The sequence below is a fragment of the Pseudomonas hamedanensis genome (genome assembly GCF_014268595.2).
GTDB lineage: Bacteria > Pseudomonadota > Gammaproteobacteria > Pseudomonadales > Pseudomonadaceae > Aquipseudomonas > Aquipseudomonas hamedanensis.
In genome coordinates this window covers 2,720,118-2,743,582 of record NZ_CP077091.1, presented here as the reverse complement: position 1 = coordinate 2,743,582, position 23,465 = coordinate 2,720,118, and the positions used below count along the sequence as shown (strand labels likewise).

Annotated in this window: 23 protein-coding genes; 20 read left to right on the top strand and 3 right to left on the bottom strand. The window is 59.4% G+C overall.

The annotated features are described in order from the left end of the window. Positions 1 to 119 precede the first annotated feature (119 nt). The 7 genes from HU739_RS11930 to ispD all read left to right on the top strand — a co-directional run bounded on the left by HU739_RS11930 (position 120) and on the right by ispD (position 7,881). Positions 120 to 1,067, top strand: a complete 948-nt coding sequence (locus HU739_RS11930; RefSeq protein WP_186550190.1) for an acetyl-CoA carboxylase carboxyltransferase subunit alpha — start codon at positions 120 to 122, stop codon at positions 1,065 to 1,067. Between the two features lie 131 nt (positions 1,068 to 1,198). Then, positions 1,199 to 2,527 (top strand): tRNA lysidine(34) synthetase TilS, encoded by a 1,329-nt coding sequence (tilS, locus tag HU739_RS11925; protein WP_186550192.1) that lies wholly within the window; start codon positions 1,199 to 1,201, stop codon positions 2,525 to 2,527. Between the two features lie 274 nt (positions 2,528 to 2,801). Next, on the top strand, positions 2,802 to 4,433 hold the full coding sequence (locus HU739_RS11920) for a CTP synthase (RefSeq protein WP_186550194.1): 1,632 nt from the start codon (positions 2,802 to 2,804) through the stop codon (positions 4,431 to 4,433). Positions 4,434 to 4,437: 4 nt separating this feature from the next. After that, entirely contained in the window at positions 4,438 to 5,283 is an 846-nt protein-coding gene (kdsA, locus tag HU739_RS11915) for a 3-deoxy-8-phosphooctulonate synthase (RefSeq protein WP_007954807.1), read from the top strand. Positions 5,284 to 5,438: 155 nt separating this feature from the next. Next, complete coding sequence (eno, locus tag HU739_RS11910; RefSeq protein WP_016771461.1) at positions 5,439 to 6,728, top strand: phosphopyruvate hydratase; 1,290 nt, start codon at positions 5,439 to 5,441, stop codon at positions 6,726 to 6,728. A 170-nt stretch (positions 6,729 to 6,898) separates the two neighbouring features. Next, positions 6,899 to 7,177, top strand: a complete 279-nt coding sequence (gene ftsB / locus HU739_RS11905; RefSeq protein ID WP_007964293.1) for a cell division protein FtsB — start codon at positions 6,899 to 6,901, stop codon at positions 7,175 to 7,177. After that, positions 7,174 to 7,881: a 2-C-methyl-D-erythritol 4-phosphate cytidylyltransferase gene (gene ispD, locus HU739_RS11900; protein WP_186550196.1), complete on the top strand. Its 708-nt coding sequence runs from the start codon at positions 7,174 to 7,176 to the stop codon at positions 7,879 to 7,881. The genes ftsB and ispD overlap by 4 nt, the downstream gene beginning before the upstream one ends. A 116-nt stretch (positions 7,882 to 7,997) precedes the next feature. Here ispD and HU739_RS11895 read toward each other — a convergent pair whose 3' ends face one another. Continuing rightward, positions 7,998 to 8,894 (bottom strand): LysR substrate-binding domain-containing protein, encoded by an 897-nt coding sequence (locus tag HU739_RS11895; RefSeq protein WP_186550198.1) that lies wholly within the window; start codon positions 8,892 to 8,894, stop codon positions 7,998 to 8,000. 115 nt (positions 8,895 to 9,009) lie between these two features. Between HU739_RS11895 and HU739_RS11890 the strand changes: the two genes are divergently transcribed. The 8 genes from HU739_RS11890 (at position 9,010) to rpoS (ending at position 16,249) form a co-directional block, all read left to right on the top strand. Next, positions 9,010 to 10,122 (top strand): S-(hydroxymethyl)glutathione dehydrogenase/class III alcohol dehydrogenase, encoded by a 1,113-nt coding sequence (locus HU739_RS11890; RefSeq protein ID WP_186550200.1) that lies wholly within the window; start codon positions 9,010 to 9,012, stop codon positions 10,120 to 10,122. A gap of 88 nt (positions 10,123 to 10,210) precedes the next feature. Further along, positions 10,211 to 11,056: an S-formylglutathione hydrolase gene (gene fghA / locus HU739_RS11885; protein ID WP_186550203.1), complete on the top strand. Its 846-nt coding sequence runs from the start codon at positions 10,211 to 10,213 to the stop codon at positions 11,054 to 11,056. A gap of 54 nt (positions 11,057 to 11,110) precedes the next feature. Beyond that, positions 11,111 to 11,584 carry a 2-C-methyl-D-erythritol 2,4-cyclodiphosphate synthase gene (ispF, locus tag HU739_RS11880; RefSeq protein ID WP_186550205.1) on the top strand — a complete coding sequence of 158 codons (474 nt, stop codon included), beginning with the start codon at positions 11,111 to 11,113 and terminating at the stop codon, positions 11,582 to 11,584. Further along, a complete protein-coding gene (truD, locus tag HU739_RS11875) occupies positions 11,581 to 12,639 on the top strand; it encodes a tRNA pseudouridine(13) synthase TruD (RefSeq protein WP_186550207.1) in 1,059 nt (352 codons plus the stop codon). The genes ispF and truD overlap by 4 nt, the downstream gene beginning before the upstream one ends. After that, a complete protein-coding gene (gene surE, locus HU739_RS11870) occupies positions 12,627 to 13,376 on the top strand; it encodes a 5'/3'-nucleotidase SurE (RefSeq protein ID WP_186550209.1) in 750 nt (249 codons plus the stop codon). The genes truD and surE overlap by 13 nt, the downstream gene beginning before the upstream one ends. 41 nt (positions 13,377 to 13,417) lie before the next feature. Beyond that, the gene (locus HU739_RS11865; RefSeq protein ID WP_160768345.1) at positions 13,418 to 14,053 is read left to right on the top strand and encodes a protein-L-isoaspartate(D-aspartate) O-methyltransferase; all 636 of its coding nucleotides are present in this window, start codon (positions 13,418 to 13,420) and stop codon (positions 14,051 to 14,053) included. Between the two features lie 212 nt (positions 14,054 to 14,265). Then, positions 14,266 to 15,135: a peptidoglycan DD-metalloendopeptidase family protein gene (locus HU739_RS11860; RefSeq protein WP_186550212.1), complete on the top strand. Its 870-nt coding sequence runs from the start codon at positions 14,266 to 14,268 to the stop codon at positions 15,133 to 15,135. Positions 15,136 to 15,241: 106 nt separating this feature from the next. Continuing rightward, positions 15,242 to 16,249, top strand: coding sequence for an RNA polymerase sigma factor RpoS (gene rpoS / locus HU739_RS11855; RefSeq protein WP_186550214.1), 1,008 nt, complete (start codon positions 15,242 to 15,244; stop codon positions 16,247 to 16,249). A gap of 533 nt (positions 16,250 to 16,782) precedes the next feature. Here rpoS and fdxA read toward each other — a convergent pair. Further along, complete coding sequence (fdxA, locus tag HU739_RS11850) at positions 16,783 to 17,106, bottom strand: ferredoxin FdxA (RefSeq protein ID WP_186550216.1); 324 nt, start codon at positions 17,104 to 17,106, stop codon at positions 16,783 to 16,785. Positions 17,107 to 17,269: 163 nt separating this feature from the next. Next, a complete protein-coding gene (gene mutS / locus HU739_RS11845; RefSeq protein ID WP_186550218.1) occupies positions 17,270 to 19,852 on the bottom strand; it encodes a DNA mismatch repair protein MutS in 2,583 nt (860 codons plus the stop codon). A 211-nt stretch (positions 19,853 to 20,063) separates the two neighbouring features. Between mutS and HU739_RS11840 the strand changes: the two genes are divergently transcribed. The 5 genes from HU739_RS11840 (at position 20,064) to HU739_RS11820 (ending at position 23,450) form a co-directional block, all read left to right on the top strand. After that, positions 20,064 to 20,798 (top strand): LexA family transcriptional regulator, encoded by a 735-nt coding sequence (locus HU739_RS11840; RefSeq protein ID WP_186550220.1) that lies wholly within the window; start codon positions 20,064 to 20,066, stop codon positions 20,796 to 20,798. 551 nt (positions 20,799 to 21,349) lie between these two features. Then, on the top strand, positions 21,350 to 21,772 hold the full coding sequence (locus tag HU739_RS11835) for a tail fiber assembly protein (protein WP_186550222.1): 423 nt from the start codon (positions 21,350 to 21,352) through the stop codon (positions 21,770 to 21,772). A gap of 142 nt (positions 21,773 to 21,914) precedes the next feature. After that, on the top strand, positions 21,915 to 22,253 hold the full coding sequence (locus HU739_RS11830) for a phage holin family protein (RefSeq protein WP_186550225.1): 339 nt from the start codon (positions 21,915 to 21,917) through the stop codon (positions 22,251 to 22,253). A 72-nt stretch (positions 22,254 to 22,325) separates the two neighbouring features. Continuing rightward, positions 22,326 to 22,838: a hypothetical protein gene (locus HU739_RS11825; RefSeq protein WP_186550226.1), complete on the top strand. Its 513-nt coding sequence runs from the start codon at positions 22,326 to 22,328 to the stop codon at positions 22,836 to 22,838. Between the two features lie 3 nt (positions 22,839 to 22,841). Beyond that, positions 22,842 to 23,450, top strand: a complete 609-nt coding sequence (locus tag HU739_RS11820; protein ID WP_186550228.1) for a phage baseplate assembly protein V — start codon at positions 22,842 to 22,844, stop codon at positions 23,448 to 23,450. Positions 23,451 to 23,465: the final 15 nt, after the last annotated feature.

Sequence of the window (23,465 nt, the reverse complement as noted above, 5' to 3'; positions counted from 1 at the left end):
GCTTGTGCACAACCTGAATTTTTAATCTCGACCTCAGCGCGCCTCTCCCTTAAGGTAGGGCGCGAATAGACAACCGGCCGGCCCAAGCTCATTTGGGACACGACCCAAGACGGACGCCTATGAACCCGAATTTTCTAGATTTCGAACAGCCGATCGCCGACCTGCAAGCCAAGATCGAAGAGTTGCGCTTGGTCGGTAATGACAATTCGCTGAATATCGGCGATGAGATCTCCCGCCTGCAGGACAAGAGCAGAACGCTGACCGAAGACATCTTCGGCAAGCTGACCAGCTGGCAGATCGCACGCCTGGCGCGCCACCCGAAACGCCCTTACACCCTCGATTACATCGAACACATCTTCACCGAGTTCGATGAACTGCACGGTGACCGTCACTTCTCCGACGACGCTGCCATTGTTGGTGGTATCGCCCGCCTGGAAGACCAGCCGGTGATGATCATCGGCCACCAGAAGGGCCGTGAAGTCCGCGAGAAGGTACGCCGCAACTTCGGCATGCCGCGTCCGGAAGGCTACCGCAAGGCTTGCCGTCTGATGGAAATGGCCGAGCGTTTCAAGATGCCGATCCTGACCTTCATCGACACCCCGGGCGCCTACCCTGGTATCGACGCTGAAGATCGCAACCAGAGCGAAGCGATCGCCTGGAACCTGCGTGTGATGTCGCGTCTGAAAACCCCGATCATCGCCACTGTGATCGGTGAAGGTGGTTCCGGCGGTGCGCTGGCCATCGGTGTCTGCGATCAGTTGAACATGCTGCAATATTCCACCTACGCGGTGATCTCGCCGGAAGGTTGCGCGTCGATCCTGTGGAAAACCGCAGAAAAAGCACCGGATGCCGCCGAAGCGATGGGCATCACCGCTGAGCGTCTGAAAGGCCTGGGTATTGTCGACAAGGTGATCGGCGAGCCACTGGGCGGCGCGCATCGTGATCCGGCGGCTGCTGCGGCGTCGATCCGTGCCGAGCTGAGCTCGCAACTGGCGATGCTCAAGCAGTTCGATAACGAAGCGCTGCTCAAGCGCCGTTACGATCGCCTGATGAGCTACGGTCTCTAAAGACAAGCGCTACCCCTTGTAGGAGTGAGCCTGCTCGCGATAGCGGTGTAACATTCAACCCATGTGTTGGCTGTTACACCGCTATCGCGAGCAGGCTCACTCCTACATTCGATTGGGGCAAAGAGAAAGATATGGGCCAGTCCCCGATTGATTTGCCATCCTGGCTTCTGCTGAACCTTGAGCCTTGGCGCCACGCCACTCACTGGCGCATCGCGTTTTCCGGTGGCCTCGATTCCACTGTCCTCCTGCACCTTCTTGTCACTCTGGCAAAAAACGAATCCCTCCCTGCGCTAAGCGCTATCCACATCCATCACGGTCTTCAAGCTGCGGCAGATGCGTGGCCGCAACATTGCCAAGCCGTTTGCGATGCTTGGGGTGTGCCGTTGCAAGTGCAGCGGGTGAGGGTGCAACCGGGGGCGAGCCTTGAGCGGGCGGCGCGGGATGCGCGGTATACGGTGTTCAGTTCGCTGACGCAGACCAATGAGGTGCTGCTGACCGGCCAGCACCGCGACGATCAAGCGGAAACGCTACTGTTTCGGCTGTTGCGCGGTGCCGGTGTGCGCGGGCTTGGCGGGATGCCATCGCAGCGGCCAGTGGGGCAGGGCGTGTTGGTTCGTCCGTTACTGGATGTTGGCCGCGCCGAGCTGGAACGTTATGCACAGGCTCATCAGTTGCGCTGGATCGAGGACCCGTCGAATCAGGATCAGCACTTCTCACGAAACTTTCTGCGCCAGCGGATCATGCCTGCGTTGACCGAGCGCTGGCCGCAAGCGCAGGCCAGCCTGTCGCGCACGGCTGCGCATCTGCGTGAGGCGCAAGGCTTGCTGGATGAACTGGCGCGGATCGACCTGGCACAGGCCGAAACGGCCCATGAATTCGACTGGCTGGGTGTGCCATCGCTGGCGCTGGCTCCGTTGGCCGCCTTGTCCGCCGCGCGCCAGCGAAACGCCCTCAGTCACTGGCTCGAACCGCTGACTCGTCTGCCCGACACTGACCATTGGTCGGGTTGGACCCATCTGCGCGACGCGGCCCAGGATGCTGCACCGGTCTGGCGACTGGCCGATGGCGAACTGCACCGCGGCGCTGGCCGCCTCTGGTGGCTGAGCGGCGACTGGCTGCAAGCTCCAGTGATCGGCGGCGAATGGCAGGCCCCGGCGTCAGCGCTACGCTTGCCGGGTAACGGTCGCGTCATGTTCAGTGGGCAGCCTCCCCAGGGGCCGCTGCGGATTGCTTATCGGCAGGGCGGCGAAGTGCTGCGGCTGGCCGACCGTGGTCACCGTGATTTAAAGCGCCTGCTCAACGAGCGCGCGGTGCCGGGTTTCTTGCGTGGCAGATTGCCGCTGCTGTTTCGCGGCGATGAATTACTCGCGGTGGCCAACCTGGCGGGCCTTGATGGCGATACGCACGGCGACTGGAAATTGCATTGGCAGCCAACAGACGAAGATCTAGGTTTGAGATGAAAGGGGCATTCCGGTAGACTACGCTCCCTTCTTGATACAACTTCTGTGGATTCGCCTGAATCGCAGGAGTTGCCGATTACCAAGCAGTCTTTGCTGGGCGATTCCAAAAAATGTGTAGCGAGCAACCTACCGGTGTTTCATCTGCCGGTCTGTCCCAACGCGGCGGTTTTTTTGAAAGGTGCACTGTGATTAATGCAGGTGATCGGGGGCTTCGGCCTTCCTTCGCTTTCCCCGGCGGCTCGTACCGCTTTAACGCAGACTTCTAGGGTTTTTCATGACGCGCTACATATTCGTCACGGGCGGTGTTGTTTCTTCATTGGGGAAAGGCATTGCCTCGGCTTCATTGGCGGCCATCCTGGAGGCGCGGGGGCTTAAGGTCACCATGCTTAAGCTGGATCCGTACATCAACGTCGACCCGGGCACCATGAGCCCGTTCCAGCACGGTGAAGTGTTCGTCACCCACGACGGCGCCGAGACTGACCTGGACCTGGGCCACTACGAGCGGTTCATCCGCACGACCATGACCCAGAACAACAACTTCACCACCGGCCGTGTCTACGAGCACGTGCTGCGCAAAGAGCGCCGTGGTGACTACCTGGGTGCAACCATCCAGGTGATTCCGCACATCACCGACGAAATCAAGCGCCGCATCATTAAGGGTGCCGGTGACGCTGACGTGGCAATGGTCGAAATCGGTGGCACCGTCGGTGACATCGAGTCGCAACCGTTCCTCGAGGCCATCCGTCAATTGCGTTTCGAGGTCGGCGCCAAGCGCGCGATGCTGATGCACCTGACGCTGGTGCCGTACATCGCCACCGCCGGCGAGACCAAGACCAAGCCGACCCAGCACTCCGTCAAGGAACTGCGTTCGATCGGCCTGCAGCCAGACGTGCTGGTGTGCCGCTCCGATCACCCGATCGACATCTCGTCGCGTCGCAAGATTGCGCAGTTCACCAACGTTGAAGAGCGTGCGGTCATCGCGCTGGAAGACGCCGACACCATCTACAAGATCCCGGGCATCCTGCACTCGCAGGGTCTGGACGATTTCGTCGTCGAGCGTTTCGGTCTGCAATGCGGCAGCGCCGATCTGTCCGAGTGGGAAGCGGTGGTTGACGCCAAGCTGAACCCGGAACACGAAGTGACCATCGCCATGGTCGGCAAGTACATGGAGCTGCTGGACGCCTACAAGTCGCTGATCGAAGCGATGAGCCACGCCGGTATCAGCAACCGCACCAAGGTCAATCTGCGCTACATCGATTCCGAAGACATCGAGAACCAGGGCACTGCGCTGCTCGAAGGTGTCGACGCGATTCTGGTGCCGGGCGGCTTCGGTCTGCGTGGCGTGGAAGGCAAGATTACTGCCGTTCAGTACGCTCGTGAAAACAAGGTGCCGTACCTGGGCATCTGCCTGGGCATGCAAGTGGCGGTCATTGAATTCGCCCGTAACGTGCTGGGCTGGAAAGACGCCAACTCCACCGAGTTCGATCGTGCCAGCGGCCATCCGGTTGTCGGTCTGATCACCGAGTGGGAAGACGCCACCGGCGCGGTTGAAGTGCGTACCGAATCGTCGGATCTGGGCGGCACCATGCGCCTGGGCGCTCAGGACTGCCTGCTTGAGCCAGGCTCCAAAGTGCACGACTGCTATGGCAAGGACGTGATCGTCGAACGTCACCGTCACCGCTACGAAGTGAACAACAACCTGCTGCCGCAGATCATCGAGGCCGGCCTGAAGATTTCCGGTCGCTCCGCCGATGCTGCGTTGGTCGAAGTGGTTGAAGCGCCGGACCATCCTTGGTTCGTCGCCTGCCAGTTCCACCCTGAGTTCACCTCGACACCACGTGACGGCCATCCGCTGTTCAGCGGTTTTGTCAAAGCCGCGTTGGCTCAACACCAGAAGAAGGCGTAACCCGATGGCACAGAAGATTATCCGCGTCGGCGACATCGAGATTGCCAACGACAAACCCATGGTGCTGTTCGGCGGCATGAACGTGCTGGAAAGCCGTGACATGGCCATGCAGGTTTGCGAAGAGTATGTGAAGGTCACCGAAAAACTCGGCATCCCTTACGTGTTCAAGGCCAGCTTCGACAAGGCCAACCGTTCTTCTGTGACCTCCTACCGCGGTCCTGGCCTGGAAGAGGGCATGCGCATCTTCCAGGACATCAAACAGGCCTTTGGCGTGCCGATCATCACCGACGTCCACGAGCCGGATCAGGCCGCGGTTGTTGCTGAGGTCTGCGACATCATCCAGTTGCCGGCCTTCCTGTCGCGCCAGACCGATCTGGTCGTCGCGATGGCCAAGACCAACGCCGTGATCAACATCAAGAAAGCCCAGTTCCTCGCGCCCCAGGAAATGAAACACATCCTGAACAAGTGCGTCGAAGCGGGTAACGATCAACTGATTCTCTGCGAGCGTGGTTCGAGCTTCGGCTACAACAACCTCGTGGTCGACATGCTCGGCTTCGGCATCATGAAGCAGTTCGAATACCCGGTGTTCTTCGACGTGACCCATTCGCTGCAAATGCCTGGCGGTCGTTCCGACTCCGCCGGCGGTCGCCGCGCACAGGTCACTGATCTGGCCAAGGCCGGCATGAGCCAGTCGCTGGCGGGTTTGTTCCTCGAAGCACATCCGGATCCGGACAACGCCAAATGCGACGGCCCTTGTGCCTTGCGTCTGGACAAACTGGAGCCATTCCTGGCCCAGCTCAAGGCTTTGGACGAACTGGTGAAGAGTTTTCCGACGGTAGAAACCGCGTAACGCTCGATTCTCCGGTAAAGTACCGCACGATTTGTCGCTCATGCCCTCGGGCGTGAGCGCTGTCGTCTGCAAGTCTGCCCGCTGTACTTCGCTTGCCGACGATAAAGATTTCCTCTAGCTGCGTCGTTTTCGTCAACTTTGGAGTGTTTACAACAATGGCAAAAATCGTCGACATCAAAGGTCGTGAAGTTCTCGACTCCCGTGGCAATCCCACCGTGGAAGCGGACGTGCTTCTCGACAACGGCATCATCGGCAGCGCCTGCGCGCCGTCCGGTGCATCCACTGGCTCGCGTGAAGCACTCGAGCTGCGTGATGGCGACAAGAGCCGTTACCTGGGCAAGGGCGTGCTCAAAGCGGTAGCCAACATCAACGGTCCGATCCGCGATCTGCTGCTGGGCACCGACCCAAGCGACCAGAAAGCCCTCGACCACGCGATGATCAAGCTCGACGGTACCGAAAACAAAGCGACCCTGGGCGCCAACGCCATCCTCGCGGTGTCCCTGGCTGCGGCCAAGGCGGCTGCTCAGGATCAGGACCTGCCGCTGTACGCACACATCGCCAACCTCAACGGCACCCCGGGTGTGTACTCGATGCCGGTGCCGATGATGAACATCATCAACGGTGGCGAGCACGCCGATAACAACGTCGACATCCAGGAATTCATGGTGCAGCCGGTGGGCGCCAAGTCGTTTTCGGAAGGTCTGCGCATGGGCACCGAGATTTTCCATCACTTGAAAGCCGTGCTGAAGGCCCGTGGCCTGAGCACTGCCGTTGGCGACGAAGGCGGTTTCGCACCGAACCTGGCGTCCAACGAAGACGCGCTGAAAGTGATCTCCGAAGCCGTGGCCAACGCCGGTTACAAGCTGGGCACCGACGTGACCCTGGCGCTGGACTGCGCCGCGAGCGAGTTCTACGAAGACGGCAAATACAACCTGTCCGGCGAAGGCCAGGTGTTCACCGCTGAAGGTTTCGCCGACTACCTCAAGGGCCTGACCGAGCGCTACCCGATCATCTCCATCGAAGACGGCCTGGACGAGTCCGACTGGGCTGGCTGGAAAATCCTCACCGACAAGATCGGCGAGAAAACCCAGCTGGTCGGCGACGACCTGTTCGTGACCAACACCAAGATCCTGAAAGAAGGCATCGATAAAAAGATCGCCAACTCGATCCTGATCAAGTTCAACCAGATCGGCACCCTGACCGAAACCCTGGAAGCCATCCAGATGGCCAAGGCTGCCGGTTACACCGCAGTGATCTCGCACCGTTCCGGCGAAACCGAAGATTCGACCATTGCCGACCTGGCTGTTGGTACCTCGGCTGGCCAGATCAAGACCGGTTCGCTGTGCCGTTCCGACCGTGTTTCCAAGTACAACCAACTGCTGCGTATCGAAGAGCAGTTGAACGGCAAGGCCAAGTACAACGGTCGCGCCGAGTTCCGCGGTTAAGCGCAACCTGATCAAAGGACACCGGATTGTGTCGAAAAAGTCGTGACAGCGATGGATTTGCCACTAATCTGATGCCTTAAGCACAAGCCTGGACCTTTCCAGGCTTCGTGCTATCAGATGCTTCAAAGTTGTGGCGTGGCTGTCTTTTTTCACTGGATACCTGATATTCGATGCGCAGTCCTTACTGGTTGTTTCTCGTTTTGCTCTTGCTGCTGGCCGGTCTGCAGTACCGCCTGTGGGTGGGCAATGGCAGTCTGGCGCAGGTCGCCGAGCTGAAACAGCAGATTGCCGACCAACACGCCGAGAACGAAGGCCTGCTGGAGCGCAACCGGGTCATGGACGCCGAAGTCAGCGAACTGAAAAAGGGCATGGAGACCGTTGAAGAGCGGGCTCGTCACGAACTGGGCATGGTCAAGGACGGCGAAACCCTTTACCAGTTGGCCCAATGATCGATTCTCTGCCGGCCTTCTGGGCCGTGATTCCTGCCGCGGGCGTCGGTGCCCGGATGGCCGCGGACCGTCCCAAGCAATACCTGCAACTGGGCGGGCGCACAATTCTTGAACACAGCCTCGGCTGTTTCCTTGATCACCCAAGCCTGAAGGGGCTGGTGGTCAGTCTCGCTGTTGACGACCCTTATTGGCCGCACCTGGCGTGCGTCAACGATCCGCGGATTCAGCGGGTTGACGGCGGAGCGGAGCGTTCTGGCTCGGTGCTCAACGCCTTGCTGCATCTGCATGCGCACGGTGCTGATGACGAAGATTGGGTGCTGGTGCACGATGCGGCACGGCCGAACCTGAGTCGCGACGATCTCGACAAACTGCTCGCCGACCTGGCTGATGACCCGGTGGGCGGCCTGTTGGCCGTGCCTGCCCGCGACACGCTTAAACGCGTCGATAAAAACGGGCGCGTGGTTGAAACCGTGGATCGCAGCGTGATCTGGCAGGCGTATACGCCGCAGATGTTTCGCCTCGGCGCGTTGCATCGGGCGTTGGCCGACAGTCTGGTGGCGGATGCCGTGATTACCGATGAAGCTTCGGCGATGGAGTGGGCCGGTCTGGCGCCGCGCCTCATCGAGGGGCGGGCAGATAACCTCAAGGTGACCCGGCCTGAAGATCTGGAGTGGTTGCGCCAGCGGTGGGCTAATCGCCGCTGAGTGCTGTGTGTCGGTCAAACCGCCATCGCGAGCAGGCTCACTCCTACATTTTGAAATGCATTCCCCTGTAGGAGCGAGCCCTGCTCGCGATAGCGCCCGTCCGGGCAACACATGATTTACTCCCTGTACTCCGGCCGCTCAGCCAACCCCACCTTCAAAAAGTCCACCAACTTGCGCACCTTCGGCGACAAATGCCGCTGCTGCGGATACAACGCCCACACCGCCGTATTCGGCGGCTGGTGCGCCTCCAGCAAGGAAATCAACGCGCCGCTGTGCAAATGTTCAAGCACGTAGTAATCCGGCAGTTGACACAATCCCACCCCTTGCAGCGCCGCGTCCAATACCGCCTGCCCACTGTTGCAACGCCAGTTGCCCTGCACCCGCTGGGAAAATTCCCGCCCGTTCTGTTCCAGTTGCCAGATGTCCGAGCTGCCAATCAGGCAATTATGCCGACTCAGCTCCGACAAACTGTGTGGGCGACCGTACCGTTCCAGGTAGGACGGCGATGCGCACAGGTACATGCGCCGTGGTGCCAGGCGAGTGGCGACCAGTCGCGAATCCTGCAGCCGGCCGAGGCGGATTGCCAAGTCCAGACCCTCGTGCACCAGGTCCAGTTGGCGATTGCTCAGTTCGATATCGATGCGCAGTTGCGGGTAAAGCCCCATGAATCGCGTCACCAGCGGCACGATAAACCGTTCGCCATAGGCCACGGCACAGGTCATGCGCAGCATGCCTTTCGGTTCACTGGTCAGGTCGCCAACCGCGCGCAACGCCTCTTCGCGGCCATCCTGCAAGCGCTGACAATGCTGGAGGAAAGTCTGCCCTGCCTCGGTCAGCGTCACCCGCCGGGTGCTGCGATACAGCAGGCGCGTCTGTAAACGTTCCTCCAGCCGGACGATTTGGCGACTGACGTGCGAGGACGAAACCCCGAGTCGCTCTGCCGCTGCGGTGAATTGGCTGCATTCGGCGACGGCAACGAACTCGTCGATGCCTTCCCAACGGTTTTCCGACATGAAGATTGTCCCTGTACAGCAATAATATTTTGCATTTGTTCGGATTATTAATCACTGAGCGCTGAACTACACTGTTTGTCTGTTTTATATTCATTGGATTCACTGGAGAGTCAGCATGATCAAGTCACGCGCCGCCGTTGCCTTCGAGGCCAAGAAGCCGCTGGAAATCGTAGAAGTCGATGTCGCCATGCCCAAGGCGGGTGAAGTGCTGCTGCGCGTTGTCGCTTCCGGGGTTTGCCACACGGACGCCTACACCTTGTCCGGCGCCGATCCGGAAGGCATCTTCCCGTCGATCCTCGGTCACGAAGGTGGCGCCATCGTTGAGGCCATTGGCGAGGGCGTGACCTCGGTCGCTGTAGGCGATCACGTCATTCCGCTGTACACCCCGGAATGCGGCCAGTGCAAATTCTGCAAGTCGGGCAAGACCAACCTGTGTCAGGCGATTCGTGCGACCCAGGGCAAGGGCTTGATGCCTGACGGCACGTCGCGTTTTTCCTACAAGGGCGAAACGATTTTCCACTACATGGGCACCTCGACGTTCTCGGAATACTCCGTGCTGCCGGAAATTTCCGTGGCCAAGATCGCCAAGGACGCGCCGCTGGAGAAGGTCTGCCTGCTCGGCTGCGGTGTCACCACCGGCATCGGTGCGGTGATTAATACCGCCAAGGTCAAACCAGGCGACACCGTGGCCATCTTCGGCCTCGGCGGTATCGGTCTGTCCGCCGTGATCGGCGCAGTGAAAGCCAAGGCTGCACGGATCATCGCGATCGACATCAACCCGGCCAAATTCGAAATCGCCAAACAACTGGGTGCCACCGATTGCGTGAATCCGAAGGACTTCGATCGTCCGATCCAGGAAGTCATCGTCGACATGACCGATGGCGGCGTCGACTTCTCCTTCGAGTGCATCGGCAACGTGCAACTGATGCGCGCCGCGCTTGAATGCTGCCACAAAGGCTGGGGCGAGTCGGTGATCATCGGCGTTGCCGGCGCCGGCCAGGAAATCGCTACCCGGCCGTTCCAGTTGGTCACCGGTCGCGTCTGGCGCGGTTCGGCGTTCGGCGGCGTGCGTGGCCGTAGCGAATTGCCAAGCTACGTCGATATGGCCCAGAGCGGCGAAATCCCGCTGGACACTTTCATCACCCACACCATGGGCTTGGAAGATATCAACAAGGCGTTCGATCTGATGCATGAAGGCAAGAGCATCCGCACAGTCATTCATTTCTAAGGAGCAGCGACAAGCTACAAGCCATTAGCTGCAAGCAGGCGCAACGCCCTCTTGCAGCTTGACGCTCGCAGCTTGCGGCTGAAGTGCTATGAATCTGGAAAACATTTCCTGTCAGAAGAGTTTCGGCGGTTGGCACAAGCGCTATCGCCATCGCTCCGAGGTGCTTGATTGCGACATGGTGTTCGCCGTGTACCTGCCGCCGCAGGCAGAGCAGGGCGGCCAGCTACCGGTGCTGTACTGGTTGTCGGGTTTGACCTGCACCGATGAGAACTTCATGCAAAAGGCCGGTGCGATGCGCATGGCCGCCGAGCTCGGGCTGATCATCGTTGCGCCAGACACCAGCCCGCGTGGCCCGGATGTTCCGGACGATGCGGACAAGGCTTGGGATTTTGGCCTCGGCGCCGGGTTTTATCTGAATGCCACGCAGGAACCCTGGGCACGCCACTATCGGATGCATGACTATGTCGTGCAGGAATTGCCTTCACTGGTTGAAGCGCATTTCCCCGCTTCCGACAAACGCAGCATCAGCGGCCACTCCATGGGCGGTCACGGTGCTTTGGTGTGTGCATTGCGCAATCCGGGGCGTTACCTGTCGGTTTCGGCGTTTTCGCCGATTACCCATCCGATTGATTGCCCTTGGGGTCAGAAAGCCTTCTCTCATTACCTGGGCGAAGACCGTTCCAAGTGGAAAGAGTGGGACGCCTGTGCGCTGATCGCGGAGGCCTCGGAGAAGCTGCCGCTGCTGGTCGATCAAGGTGATCGCGACGATTTCCTCGCCTCCCAGCTCAAACCCGAAGCGCTGCAACAAGCGGCGAAACAGGCGGGCCACCCGCTGACGTTGCGCCTGCAACCGGGCTACGACCATAGCTATTTCTTCATCTCAAGCTTTATTGACGACCACTTGCAGCATCACGCGCGCGCTCTAGGCGCCTAATGTCTGACAAAGCAGGTAGAATCACGCCCTGACAAAAATCGGGGCGTTTTTTTTATGCGTATTGGCCACGGCTATGATGTGCACCGTTTCGCTGAAGGCGATTTCATTACTCTGGGCGGGGTGCAGATTGCACACAGCTTCGGGCTGCTCGCTCATTCCGACGGTGACGTCCTGCTGCACGCCTTGAGCGATGCCTTGCTCGGCGCTGCGGCGCTGGGTGATATCGGCAAACACTTCCCGGACACCGACCCGCAATTCAAGGGCGCCGACAGTCGAATACTGCTGCGTCATGTGGTCAGCCTGATCCATGCCAAGGGCTGGAAGGTCGGTAACGTCGATAACACCATTGTTGCCCAGGCGCCGAAGATGGCCCCGCATATCGAATCGATGCGCGCGCTGATCGCTGCGGATCTTCAAGTTGAGTTGGATCAAGTGAACGTGAAAGCTACCACTACCGAAAAGCTCGGCTTTGTCGGTCGCGAAGAAGGCATCGCCGTGCATTCCGTTGCCTTGTTGCTGCGCGCATGAATGAACTGCAATTGCTCGGCCCACGGGCTTACGGTGAACCCCTCGGCACAGCGGTACTGAAAGCCATTGCCGAAGATTTCCAGGTCGATGAAGTTCTGGATATTCCGTTCAGTGGCGACGGCGAACACCTGTGGATCTGGGTGGAAAAGCGTGGCTTGAATACCGAAGAAGCAGCACGGCGAATCGCCAAGGCCGCCGGCGTGCCGTTGCGCACGGTCAGTTATGCCGGCCTCAAGGATCGTCAGGCCCTGACCCGCCAGTGGTTCAGCGTGCAACTACCCGGCAAGGCCGATCCGGATCTGTCGGCGGCGGAAAACGACACGTTGAAGATCCTCAAGACCACGCGCCACAAGCGCAAGCTGCAACGCGGCGCGCACTCGGCCAATGGCTTCACCTTGCGCCTGACTCAGTTCAGCGGCGACGGGGCTGCGCTGGATCAGCGCCTGCAACTGATCGCCAGACAAGGTATTCCCAATTATTTCGGCGCCCAGCGTTTCGGTCATGACGGCGGCAACGTCGTCGATGCGCGGGCGTGGGCGGCGCGCAAGGCCTTGCCGGAACAGCGCAACGTACGTTCGCGTTTGCTGTCGACGGCGCGCAGCTTTCTGTTCAATCAGGTGCTGGCGGCGCGCGTCGCTGATGGCACCTGGCAGCGTGCGCTGGTCGGCGATCTGCTCGCGTTCACTGACAGCCGCAGCTTTTTCCCGGCCGGTGAAGCCGAGTGCAGCGACCCGCGACTGGCGATTCTCGATCTGCATCCGACCGGTCCGCAGTGGGGGGCAGGTGACTCTCCGGCCACAGGGACAGTCCATGATCTGGAGCAGGGGATCGCCGCGCGTGAAGCGGATCTGCGTGATTGGTTGATTCACGCGGGCATGAGCCACGAACGTCGCATCCTGCGACTGCCCATTGGCGGGTTGACGTGGCATTATCCCCAGCCTGACATTCTGCAACTGGAATTCGTCCTCCCGGCCGGATGCTTCGCCACCGTATTGGTGCGCGAACTCGTTGATCTGGTGCCGGTGGGGCAGACGGACAGCCCATGCGTATTCTGATTTCTAACGACGATGGGGTAACCGCACCCGGTCTCGCCGCGCTTTATGCTGCGCTGGCGGATTACACCGAGTGCGTGGTTATCGCCCCCGAGCAGGACAAAAGCGGCGCCAGCAGTTCGCTGACGCTCGACCGTCCGCTGCACCCGCAATACCTGGCCAATGGCTTCATCAGCCTCAATGGCACGCCGACCGACTGTGTGCACCTGGGCCTTAACGGTCTGCTGGAGCGCGAAGCGGACATGGTCGTTTCCGGCATCAATCTCGGCGCCAACCTTGGCGATGATGTGCTGTATTCCGGGACGGTGGCGGCGGCCCTGGAGGGACGTTTCCTCGAACGCCCCTCGTTTGCCTTTTCGCTGGTCTCGCGTCAGGTGGATAACCTGCCGACGGCGGCCTACTTTGCGCGCAAACTGGTCGAGGCCCATGCCGGGCTCGATTTGCCGCCGCGCACGGTGCTCAACGTGAATATTCCCAATCTGCCGATCGATCACATCCGTGGCATCCAGCTGACCCGACTCGGCCATCGCGCCCGGGCGGCGGCACCGATGAAAGTGGTCGACCCGCGTGGCAAGGCCGGTTACTGGATTGCAGCGGCCGGCGATGCCGAAGACGGCGGCCCGGGGACGGACTTCCATGCAGTGATGCAAGGCTACGTTTCCATCACCCCGTTGCAGCTCGATCGCACCTTCAACGATGCCTTCAGAAGTCTTGACGGTTGGCTGGGAGGACTCGGCTGATGGCGCGTGAACACGAAGATCGCCTGCGTAGCGGCATCGGCATGACGTCCCAGCGCACACGCGAGCGCCTGATCCAGCGCCTGTATGAAGAAGGCGTGAGCAACGCCAAGGTGCTGGAGGTTATTCGGCGAACGCCGCGTCACCTGTTCGTCGATGAGGCGCTGGCCCATCGCGCTTATGAAGACACCGCATTGCCGATTGGCAACAACCAGACCATTTCCCAGCCTTATATGGTGGCGCGCATGAGCGAGCTGCTGCTGGAAGCGGGGCCGCTGGATAAAGTACTGGAAATCGGTACCGGCTCCGGTTATCAGACGGCGGTGCTGTCGCAACTGGTCGAACGGGTGTTCTCGGTCGAGCGCATCAAGGTGCTGCAGGATCGCGCCAAGGAACGTCTGGTCGAACTGAACCTGCGCAACGTGGTGTTTCGCTGGGGCGATGGCTGGGAAGGCTGGCCGGCGCTGGCACCGTACAACGGCATTATCGTCACGGCGGTCGCAACCGATGTACCGCAAGCCTTGCTCGATCAACTGGCCCCAGGCGGGCGCATGGTGATTCCGGTCGGGTCGGGCGAGGTGCAACAACTGATGCTGATCGTGCGCGAAGAACACGGCTTTTCCCGCCACGTTCTGGGCGCTGTGCGCTTCGTGCCTTTGCTCAATGGGCCACTGGCCTGAGCATTTGTTTGCCGCTGTTGAATTCCTTTCAACGGCCTCGGTCTTACAGCGGCAATGTCGGATTAAACGTAGCGTATTGCCAGCTGGCAAACGTGTGCGCACAGCGATTTCGCTTCATTAAGGGTAAAGCCGGTTCTGCCCGTTATACTTGCGACATTTGATGCCGGGTACCGGTATCACACATTTTTCAGCCACCACATAGGGAGCGGCGGGTGAGTCTCAGAGTCATTGCGCAGCGTATGGGTAACACGAGCTTTCAGCGCCTGGTGACTGGCCTTGTCTTGAGCACCCTGCTGGTCGGTTGCTCCAGCACCAAATCGAGCAACGTGAGTGTCGTCGATCGCAACAAGGCGGTGGCCCAGCGGCCGACCGTAACGACCGGGCAGTATGTAGTCCGTCCGGGCGACACGCTGTTTTCGATCGCGTTTCGCTACGGCTGGGACTACAAAGCCCTCGCCGCGCGGAACAATATTCCTACGCCGTATACGATCCACCCGGGTCAGACAATTCGCTTTGACGGGCGTAGCGGATCAACGTCGACAGCCGTGGTGAGAAACACCAGTTCTTCGCCTTCTTCGTCGAGCAAAACCACAGTAATCCGGCGCCAGGCCAATGGCACGACGACCACCACAACCACCGGTTCTGCCGGGGCTGTACCGTCCGTCGCGAACAAGCCAACCCCTGCACCATTGCCTCGGGCAGGGCCAGCCCCGACCGGCTGGGGATGGCCATCTAATGGCATTCTTATTGGAAAATTCTCTTCAAACGGTAGTTTGAATAAAGGAATTGATATCGCCGGAGATTTGGGACAGCCTGTTTTAGCTGCGTCTGATGGGACGGTCGTATACGCCGGGAGTGGCTTAAGGGGCTACGGCGAATTGGTCATCATCAAACACAGCGAAACCTACGTCAGTGCCTACGGTCACAACCGCAGGCTGTTGGTTCGGGAGGGACAGCAGGTCAAGGTCGGACAGACAATTGCCGAAATGGGGTCGACGGGTACGGACCGGGTGAAACTGCACTTTGAGATTCGCCGCCAAGGTAAACCTGTGGATCCGCTGCAGTTCCTGCCAAGACGTTGATTTGTAAGCCAGCCTGTTCCGTCGCGTAGAGGGGACAGGCTCCAGCGCTGCCAAGGATAAAGGCGTCGCTTGAGCTTGGGGTCGAACTCACCAAAGGACTATAACAATGGCTCTCAGTAAAGAAGTGCCGGAGTTTGACATCGACGATGAGGTTCTCCTTATGGAGACCGGCATCGATTCGGATTCGATGTTGAATGATGAAGGGGCTGCTCCACCTTCCGTTCGTTCCAGATCCAAACACTCCGTTTCACTTAAACAACACAAGTACATCGACTACACGCGTGCACTTGATGCCACGCAGTTGTATCTCAACGAAATCGGCTTTTCCCCATTGCTCTCCCCGGAGGAAGAAGTTCATTTTGCGCGCTTGTCGCAAAGTGGCGATCCGGCCGGGCGCAAGCGCATGATTGAAAGTAACCTGCGGCTGGTGGTCAAAATCGCCCGGCGTTACGTCAATCGGGGCCTGTCGCTCCTGGATCTGATCGAAGAGGGCAACCTCGGGCTGATCCGCGCGGTGGAAAAGTTCGATCCCGAGCGCGGTTTCCGCTTCTCGACCTACGCGACCTGGTGGATTCGTCAGACCATCGAGCGCGCCATCATGAATCAGACCCGAACCATCCGGTTGCCGATTCATGTGGTCAAGGAGCTCAACGTGTACCTGCGGGCCGCACGGGAGCTGACGCAAAAGCTCGACCACGAACCTTCACCCGAAGAAATCGCCAACCTGCTGGAAAAACCGGTAGGCGAGGTCAAGCGCATGCTTGGCCTGAACGAACGGGTTTCTTCGGTCGACGTCTCGCTGGGTCCGGATTCGGATAAAACCCTGCTGGACACCCTCACCGATGATCGTCCGACCGATCCCTGCGAACTGCTGCAGGACGACGATCTGTCCCAGAGCATCGATCAGTGGCTGTCCGAGCTGACCGACAAACAGCGCGAGGTGGTGATACGCCGCTTCGGCCTGCGCGGTCATGAAAGCAGCACGCTGGAGGATGTAGGTCTGGAAATCGGCCTGACCCGGGAACGGGTACGGCAGATCCAGGTAGAAGGCCTCAAGCGTCTTCGTGAAATTCTTGAGAAGAATGGCCTGTCGAGCGAGTCGCTGTTTCAATAAGCACTTGAGCGGCCGCCCGCGAAAAGCCCCGACTGGTTCGACCAGTCGGGGCTTTTTGTTTTTGCGTTGAGGAAAAGACCGACCCGGCACGAGCGAGGCACCGGACCAGCGGTCGGCACTTTCTGCGTTTGTAGTCTCCTGCTGTAAGCCATTGCTTACTGTGTCGTAAGTGTTCGTTATTTTTACACAGTGGCAGACGTCTATCGCGGCTGTGGGTACGGCTTAACCTATTGATTTGAAATGTTATTTTTTTATGTTAAGGGCTGATGACACCGCAGTCGCGCGCTCAGCGCCGATTGCTCCCGCCGGGGAACTCTCTAATATCTGAGTTGTGTCGACGGACGGACACGCCCTTTACGGATGAAGGGAACGGACATCGCAGGACGCGATTCATCAGGACGATGAAAAGGAATACAGGGAATAGGGAAAAAATGTGGGCGGGTCATACCGCCCCTTTTTTCGTCTGCAGAAAAGTAGAACCTTCAAAAAGCAAAAAGGCCCGCGAGGGCCTTTTAAATCGAGCGCGGGGAAGATCAGCGTTCGAGGTCAGCAATTTTACCGGTCTTGCCATCCCACTCTTCAGCACCCGGCAACGGATCTTTCTTTTCAGTAATATTCGGCCAGATATCCGCCAGCTCGGCATTGAGCTCAATGAAGTTTTCCATGCCAGCCGGAATCTCGTCTTCCGAGTAGATCGCCACGGCTGGGCACTCTGGTTCACACAGCGCGCAGTCGATGCACTCATCCGGGTGAATCACCAGGAAGTTCGGGCCTTCGTAAAAGCAGTCCACCGGACAGACTTCTACGCAGTCGGTGTACTTGCACTTGATGCAGTTGTCGGTGACGACGAAGGTCATTTCTAATTCTCTCCTCAGGCGGCGGCAGCGTTGCCCCTTCACGGTTGGGGTCGCCAGGTTCGGGAGCGATACCTGCCAGCCAGGCTATTAGCCGGCAGCATCCCAAACCGCGCGAGATTCTAACAGCTTGAAGCCGTTTGCGTTATATCCGCTTCTTTAGTGCTTATATCCGCTTCTTCAGTGCATAAAGCATTTCGAGCGCACGGCGGGGCGTCATGTCGTCCAGATCCACTTTTGCCAGTTCGTCGAGTACCGGGTGCGGCAGGCTGGCGAACATGTCGCTTTGCTGCGGTGTCGACGGTTTGCCTTTGGCGGCCGGTTTCGGTGCCTCGTGAGGCAGGGCGGTGTCTTCCAGACGGCTCAAATGCTCACGGGCGCGCACGATGACTTCGCTGGGTACGCCGGCCAGTTGTGCCACCGCCAAGCCATAGCTCTGGCTGGCCGGTCCGGGCAGGACGTGATGCAGAAACACGATGCGCTCGTTGTGCTCGGTTGCATTGAGATGCACGTTGGCTACCAGAGGTTCGGCCTCCGGCAGTACCGTCAGTTCAAAGTAGTGCGTAGCGAACAGCGTATACGCACGCAGATGGGCCAGACGCTCGGCGGCCGCCCATGCCAGGGACAGGCCGTCAAAGGTGCTGGTGCCGCGTCCGACTTCGTCCATCAGCACCAGGCTGCGCTCGGTGGCGTTGTGAAGAATGTTGGCGGTTTCGCTCATTTCCACCATAAAGGTCGAGCGTCCGCCGGCGAGGTCATCACTGGAGCCGATTCGGGTGAAGATGCGGTCGACCAGCGACAATTCACAGCTCGCTGCCGGGACAAAGCTGCCGATGTGCGCGAGCAGCACGATGAGTGCGGTCTGCCGCATGTAAGTGGATTTACCGCCCATGTTCGGCCCGGTGATCACCAGCATCCGCGTGTTGTCATCAAGGCTCAGGTCGTTGGCCACGAACGGCGTCGTCAGCACTTGCTCGACCACCGGGTGACGACCCTGAGTAATGCGCATGCACGGTTCGCTGACAAAACGCGGGCAGTTCAGGTCAAGATTCAGCGCCCGTTCGGCGAGGTTGCTCAGCACGTCCAGTTCGGCCAGTGCGCCGGCGGTGTCCTGCAGCGGTGGTAGCTGACTGATCAGGTCTTCAAGCAGCGCCTCGTAGAGCATTTTCTCCCGTGCCAGCGCCCGACTCTTCGCCGACAGCGCTTTGTCTTCGAACTCTTTCAATTCCGGGGTGATAAAACGCTCGGCGCCCTTCAGCGTCTGCCGGCGGATGTAGTCCGCTGGAGCCGATTCAGCCTGCTTGCTCGGCAGTTCGATGAAGTAGCCATGAATACGGTTATAACCGACCTTCAGATTCGCCAGACCGGTGCGGGCTTTCTCGCGGGTCTCCAGATCAATCAGGAACTGGCCGGCGTTTTCGCTCAGCGATTGCAGTTCGTCGAGTTCGCTGTCGTACCCGGTTTTCAACACGCCGCCGTCGCGGATGACCGCCGGCGGGTTGTCGATAATGGCTTTTTCCAGCAGCGCGGCGAGGTCCGGGTAGGTGCTGGTGATCGTTGCCAGCGATTGCAGGTGCGGCGCTTCCAGGTCAGCCATTGCTACTTGCAGCTCAGGCAGGGCGCCAAGGGCATCGCGTAAACGGGCAAGGTCCCGGGGGCGCGCATTGCGCAAACCGATTCGCGCGAGAATTCGCTCGATGTCGCCAATTTCCTTGAGCTGCGGCTGCAGTTTTTCGAATCGATAGCCGTCGAGCAGGCAACGGATCGAACTCTGCCGCGCCAGCAGCACGGTGAGATCGCGCAGCGGGCGGTTCAACCAGCGGGTCAGCAAGCGGCTGCCCATGGCGGTCTGGCAGCGATCCACCACCGATTGCAGGGTGTTGTCGCGACCGCCGGCCAGGTTGGTGTCGAGTTCCAGATTGCGTCGGCTGGCGCCGTCGAGCACCACGGTGTCATCAAGGCGCTCATGGCGCAGGCTGCGCAGGTGGGGCAGGGCGGTGCGCTGGGTTTCCTTGGCGTACGCCAACAGGCAACCGGCGGCGCCGATGGCCAGGGTCAGGTTCTCGCAACCGAAACCCTTCAGGTCTTGGGTGGAGAACTGCTGGCAAAGACTTTTCAACGCCGAATCACGTTCGAAATCCCACGGCGCGCGACGACGGACCCCGCGACGTTTTTCCGCCGGCAGGTCTTTCGGCCAGTCATCGGGGATCAGCAGTTCCACCGGGTTGACCCGCTCCAGTTCCGCCAGCAGGTTTTCCCAGCCCTTGATCTCCAGCACGCTGAAGTTGCCGCTGGTGATGTCCAGCACCGCCAGGCCGAACAGGCGTTCGTCACCCAGTACCGCCGCGATCAGGTTGTCGCGACGCTCGTCGAGCAGCGCTTCATCGCTGACTGTGCCCGGCGTGATGATCCGCACCACCTGACGTTCCACCGGACCCTTGCTGGTGGCCGGGTCGCCGACTTGCTCACAAATCACCACCGACTCGCCGAGCTTGACCAGTTTCGCCAGGTAACCTTCCGCTGCATGGTAAGGAATCCCACACATCGGAATCGCCTGACCCGCCGACTGCCCGCGCGCGGTCAGGGTGATGTCGAGCAATTTGGCCGCCTTCTTCGCGTCTTCGTAGAAGATCTCGTAGAAGTCGCCCATGCGGTAGAACATCAGCTGATCCGGGTGCTGGTTCTTCAGGCGCCAGTATTGCTGCATCATCGGAGTGTGGGAGGACAGGTCAGAGACGGCTTTATTCATCGGATTGTCAGGCAACTCGTTAAAAGATGTAGGGCAAAAGCAAGGGCAACGGCCGGGCTTTTCCGTAATGGACGCAAGGTTACCATGGGCAGTCGGCGGGACGCAGGCATCACGGTCGGGAGACAGCTTTCTGCTTGAAAATGGTGATTTATGCATCTTTTATGCAAATCAGCATTTGTCTTCCGCAAAAACTTCAAGCACTATGCGCGTTATGCAAAAACGCAACGTATCCTCCGTCTTAAGAGCACTGCTCGATCAACACGGGATCTCCCCCACGGAGCTTCACCGTCGTACCGGCGTGCCGCAATCCACGCTCTCGCGAATTCTCAGCGGGAAGATCGTCGATCCTTCGGATAAACATATTTCGAAGATCGCCGAATACTTCAATGTAAGCACCGATCAGCTGCGCGGGCGCGCAGACGTCGCTCAGTCGGCGGCTGGCGCGCGCGATGACATGCATGCAGAACTCAAGGACATAAGCCTGTGGGACGACGATACCCCTGTCGATGATGACGAGGTGTCGGTGCCCTTTCTACGTGAGGTTGAATTGGCTGCTGGATCAGGAAGATTCGTCATCGAAGAGAGCGAACGCTCTAGCCTGCGCTTCGGCAAGCGCAGCCTGCGCCATAACGGCGTGCAGTTCGACCAGGCCAAATGCGTGACGGTGCGTGGCAACAGCATGTTGCCGGTGTTGCGTGACGGCGCCACGGTCGGCGTAAATGCGGGTAAATGCGGGATCGGCGACATCATCGATGGTGATCTTTACGCGATCAATCACAACGGCCAACTGCGCGTGAAGCAGCTCTACCGTCTGCCCACCGGCATTCGTCTGCGCAGCTTCAATCGGGATGAGCATCCGGATGAGGACTACAGCTTCCAGGAAATCCAGGAAGAACAGATCGTGATCCTCGGTCACGTCTTCTGGTGGGGCATGTACGCCCGCTGACCTTTCGCGATTCAACTGAAACCTGCCGCCCGGCAGGTTTTTTTTCGCCTGCACAAAACACTCCAGCCCTTGCCCAGCGCGGCCCTCATGCGTCAGTGCATTTATTTCGCATAAATAAATGCATCTACGCATTGACTGTATATGCATCCATGCATATTCTTGCCACCAAGCCGCTCGACAAAGCGGCTGGCAAGACAAGCTCTTTAGTTCCACAAGAACAGGCAGCGATGAACCGGCCTCAACGGTTCAGAGGGTTGGCAACTGACCCGGGTGTGCAGCGTAAAGCACCAGAAGCAGTTATCCGGCGGGCAGGGACCGCGGTCGGAAAAACAATTTGAATGGACTCGTACCGCGCCAGTAGCGCCGAAAAGTCAGCTTCCTTCTTGAACACAGGATTTGAAGGAAGGCGAAGGAGCGCATTACTGAAAAGCCCGGCGTGCAAGCGCCGGGCTTTTTGGAATGCCTGCCTGACATCGCTCCGCTCTAGAGCGGAAGTTTGGAAGAGCGGAAAGCAACGGCACATTTGCCGTTAGTTACTTAAGGAGCCGTAAATGAACCGTTATGCTTATGTTCTGGTTGACTATGTAAAACCTTTTAACAAGGTGATGCAGATTGTAGATGCTGAGGAAACACCAACGTACCTCCCCAATGGTTTCTGGGTTGAGATTACTGGCAACACAGCCGTTCAGGTAGGTTGGAAGGCCACGACTGTGAATTATGTCGATTGGTTCTTCAGTGAACCGACTTATGACGAACGTGAAAAAGACATTGCCTATGAGGTGCTGACATTGCTGAACGCGGCTGGCAAGTGGCTGCTGGTAAACCCGCTTGAGTATAAAAATGACATCGGAGTTGCTTCACCTGAAGAGCAAGCGCTGTTACTTGCTTACAAGCATTACTGCGTTGATGTCAGCGGCGTTAAAACACAATCCGGCTACCCGTACACGGTCAATTGGCCGGTCGCTCCGTTCTGATTCAATCACGCGTCAACCTTCCCCCGGCGAGCGCATTACTGAAAAGCCTGGCGTGCAAGCGCCGGGCTTTTTGGAATGCCTGCCTCAAAAGAAACCGTTTGAACCCAACCCACCACTCATCAACGACCCACGGAGGCGTGACATGACAAACGAGCAACAAGCGTTGGCGGACATGCCGATCTGGCTGGTCATCCTCCTGGCCGTTGTCGGCGGGGTGTCCGGCGAAATGTGGCGCGCGGACAAGGAGGGCGCCCGCGGCTGGTCATTGCTGCGGCGCCTGGCCTTGCGCTCCGGCGCCTGCATGATCTGCGGCGTGTCGGCGATCATGCTGTTGTATGCCGCAGGACTGTCCATATGGGCCGCCGGCGCATTCGGCTGCCTGACCGCCATGGCCGGTGCCGACGTCGCCATCGGTCTTTACGAACGCTGGGCCGCCAAGCGCATCGGCGTCTGCGAAGTGCCACCGCGCGATTCACAGTAACCCATCACTTTCCTGACTCGCTGCGCGCAGTGCGGCGGGTTTTCGCGTGGACATTCGAAAAGGAGGCCATGCATGCCCACCCCGATCCAGCAGCCCTCGCAGCTGTACACGGCGATGGCAACAACCTTGCGCAACAGTGCCGGGCTCAATGTGCAGGTCGGCCATCAGGAAGATTTCAGCGCACCTGGCGAACAGGCTTGGGTGTTGATCGATTTTGACCGCAATGCACCGGGCGTTCGCGCTGCTGACGGACGTATCGCTCATGTGCTGACGCTGTCGCTGCAAGTCATTCCGGCACTTGCCGCCAGTGCCTTTGCCGCCTGCGATCTGATCGCCGTGCTGAAAAATCTGATCACCGACAATCGCTGGGGGCTGCCCGGCGATCAGTGTGATCTGCCGATGAATATCGATGGCCTGCCGTCAATGCTCGGCCAGCAATACAAAGCCTGGACGCTGACGTTCGAGCAGACGCTCTATCTCGGCCCGACCTTGCTCGACGACCCGCTCGGCATCCCGAAATTCGCCCGTACCTGGGAGGTCAGCAATATCGACGACCCCGACCAGTACACCGCGCTGGAGGCCTGACCGATGTTCGATGCACTACTGCGCATGCAACTGGGCCCGATCATCGAGCGCCTGGCCGAAATGGAAGCGGACATCGAAGACCTGCACCGCCGCGCCGAGAGTTTCTGTCGGATCGGCCTCTGTCAGACCGTTGATGCCGCCAGCAATACCTGCACAGTCAGCCACGGCGGTTTGCTCACTCCGGCGATCAAGTTTTTCAACCCCAGCGCTGGTGCACAAAGCGAATCGCGGATTCCGTCGGTGGGCGAGCAATGCCTGCTGTTCAACTACGGCAGCGGCGAAAGCGGTGCGCAGACAGTGGCCTTGTTTGGCTTGAACAGTGACCGCTTTCCACCCGCCGCCACGGTGCCGACGCTGACCCGTCGAGTGCATCAGGACGGCAGCGAAAGCGGTTACGACGACGCTTCTCACACCTTGCACTGGCAAAACGGCCCGGCCGCGTTCAGCGGTTCTCGCGAATTGCTTGAGCTGAGCATCGGCGCGGCGCGATTGGCGCTGACGCCACAACTGATCAGCCTGCAACTGGGTGCCGTCGGCCTGAGCATCGACGCCTCGGGCGTGCACTTCAGCGGCCCGTTGGTCGACCACCAGGGCCGCGTCATCAGCCCCTGATTTCAAGAGCTTCCC

Excerpts from the sequence above, each read along its gene's own strand:
- HU739_RS11920 (WP_186550194.1), top strand. The coding sequence starts at position 2,802 with ATGACGCGCTACATATTCGTCACGGGCGGTGTTGTTTCTTCATTGGGG.
- HU739_RS11895 (WP_186550198.1), bottom strand. The coding sequence starts at position 8,894 with ATGTCGGAAAACCGTTGGGAAGGCATCGACGAGTTCGTTGCCGTCGCC.
- HU739_RS11890 (WP_186550200.1), top strand. The coding sequence starts at position 9,010 with ATGATCAAGTCACGCGCCGCCGTTGCCTTCGAGGCCAAGAAGCCGCTG.
- HU739_RS11865 (WP_160768345.1), top strand. The coding sequence starts at position 13,418 with ATGACGTCCCAGCGCACACGCGAGCGCCTGATCCAGCGCCTGTATGAA.
- HU739_RS11840 (WP_186550220.1), top strand. The coding sequence starts at position 20,064 with ATGCAAAAACGCAACGTATCCTCCGTCTTAAGAGCACTGCTCGATCAA.
- ftsB (WP_007964293.1), top strand. The coding sequence starts at position 6,899 with ATGCGCAGTCCTTACTGGTTGTTTCTCGTTTTGCTCTTGCTGCTGGCC.
- fdxA (WP_186550216.1), bottom strand. The coding sequence starts at position 17,106 with ATGACCTTCGTCGTCACCGACAACTGCATCAAGTGCAAGTACACCGAC.
- eno (WP_016771461.1), top strand. The coding sequence starts at position 5,439 with ATGGCAAAAATCGTCGACATCAAAGGTCGTGAAGTTCTCGACTCCCGT.
- mutS (WP_186550218.1), bottom strand. The coding sequence starts at position 19,852 with ATGAATAAAGCCGTCTCTGACCTGTCCTCCCACACTCCGATGATGCAG.
- ispD (WP_186550196.1), top strand. The coding sequence starts at position 7,174 with ATGATCGATTCTCTGCCGGCCTTCTGGGCCGTGATTCCTGCCGCGGGC.
- rpoS (WP_186550214.1), top strand. The coding sequence starts at position 15,242 with ATGGCTCTCAGTAAAGAAGTGCCGGAGTTTGACATCGACGATGAGGTT.
- HU739_RS11830 (WP_186550225.1), top strand. The coding sequence starts at position 21,915 with ATGACAAACGAGCAACAAGCGTTGGCGGACATGCCGATCTGGCTGGTC.
- HU739_RS11930 (WP_186550190.1), top strand. The coding sequence starts at position 120 with ATGAACCCGAATTTTCTAGATTTCGAACAGCCGATCGCCGACCTGCAA.
- HU739_RS11820 (WP_186550228.1), top strand. The coding sequence starts at position 22,842 with ATGTTCGATGCACTACTGCGCATGCAACTGGGCCCGATCATCGAGCGC.
- fghA (WP_186550203.1), top strand. The coding sequence starts at position 10,211 with ATGAATCTGGAAAACATTTCCTGTCAGAAGAGTTTCGGCGGTTGGCAC.
- ispF (WP_186550205.1), top strand. The coding sequence starts at position 11,111 with ATGCGTATTGGCCACGGCTATGATGTGCACCGTTTCGCTGAAGGCGAT.
- tilS (WP_186550192.1), top strand. The coding sequence starts at position 1,199 with ATGGGCCAGTCCCCGATTGATTTGCCATCCTGGCTTCTGCTGAACCTT.
- HU739_RS11825 (WP_186550226.1), top strand. The coding sequence starts at position 22,326 with ATGCCCACCCCGATCCAGCAGCCCTCGCAGCTGTACACGGCGATGGCA.
- truD (WP_186550207.1), top strand. The coding sequence starts at position 11,581 with ATGAATGAACTGCAATTGCTCGGCCCACGGGCTTACGGTGAACCCCTC.
- HU739_RS11835 (WP_186550222.1), top strand. The coding sequence starts at position 21,350 with ATGAACCGTTATGCTTATGTTCTGGTTGACTATGTAAAACCTTTTAAC.
- kdsA (WP_007954807.1), top strand. The coding sequence starts at position 4,438 with ATGGCACAGAAGATTATCCGCGTCGGCGACATCGAGATTGCCAACGAC.
- surE (WP_186550209.1), top strand. The coding sequence starts at position 12,627 with ATGCGTATTCTGATTTCTAACGACGATGGGGTAACCGCACCCGGTCTC.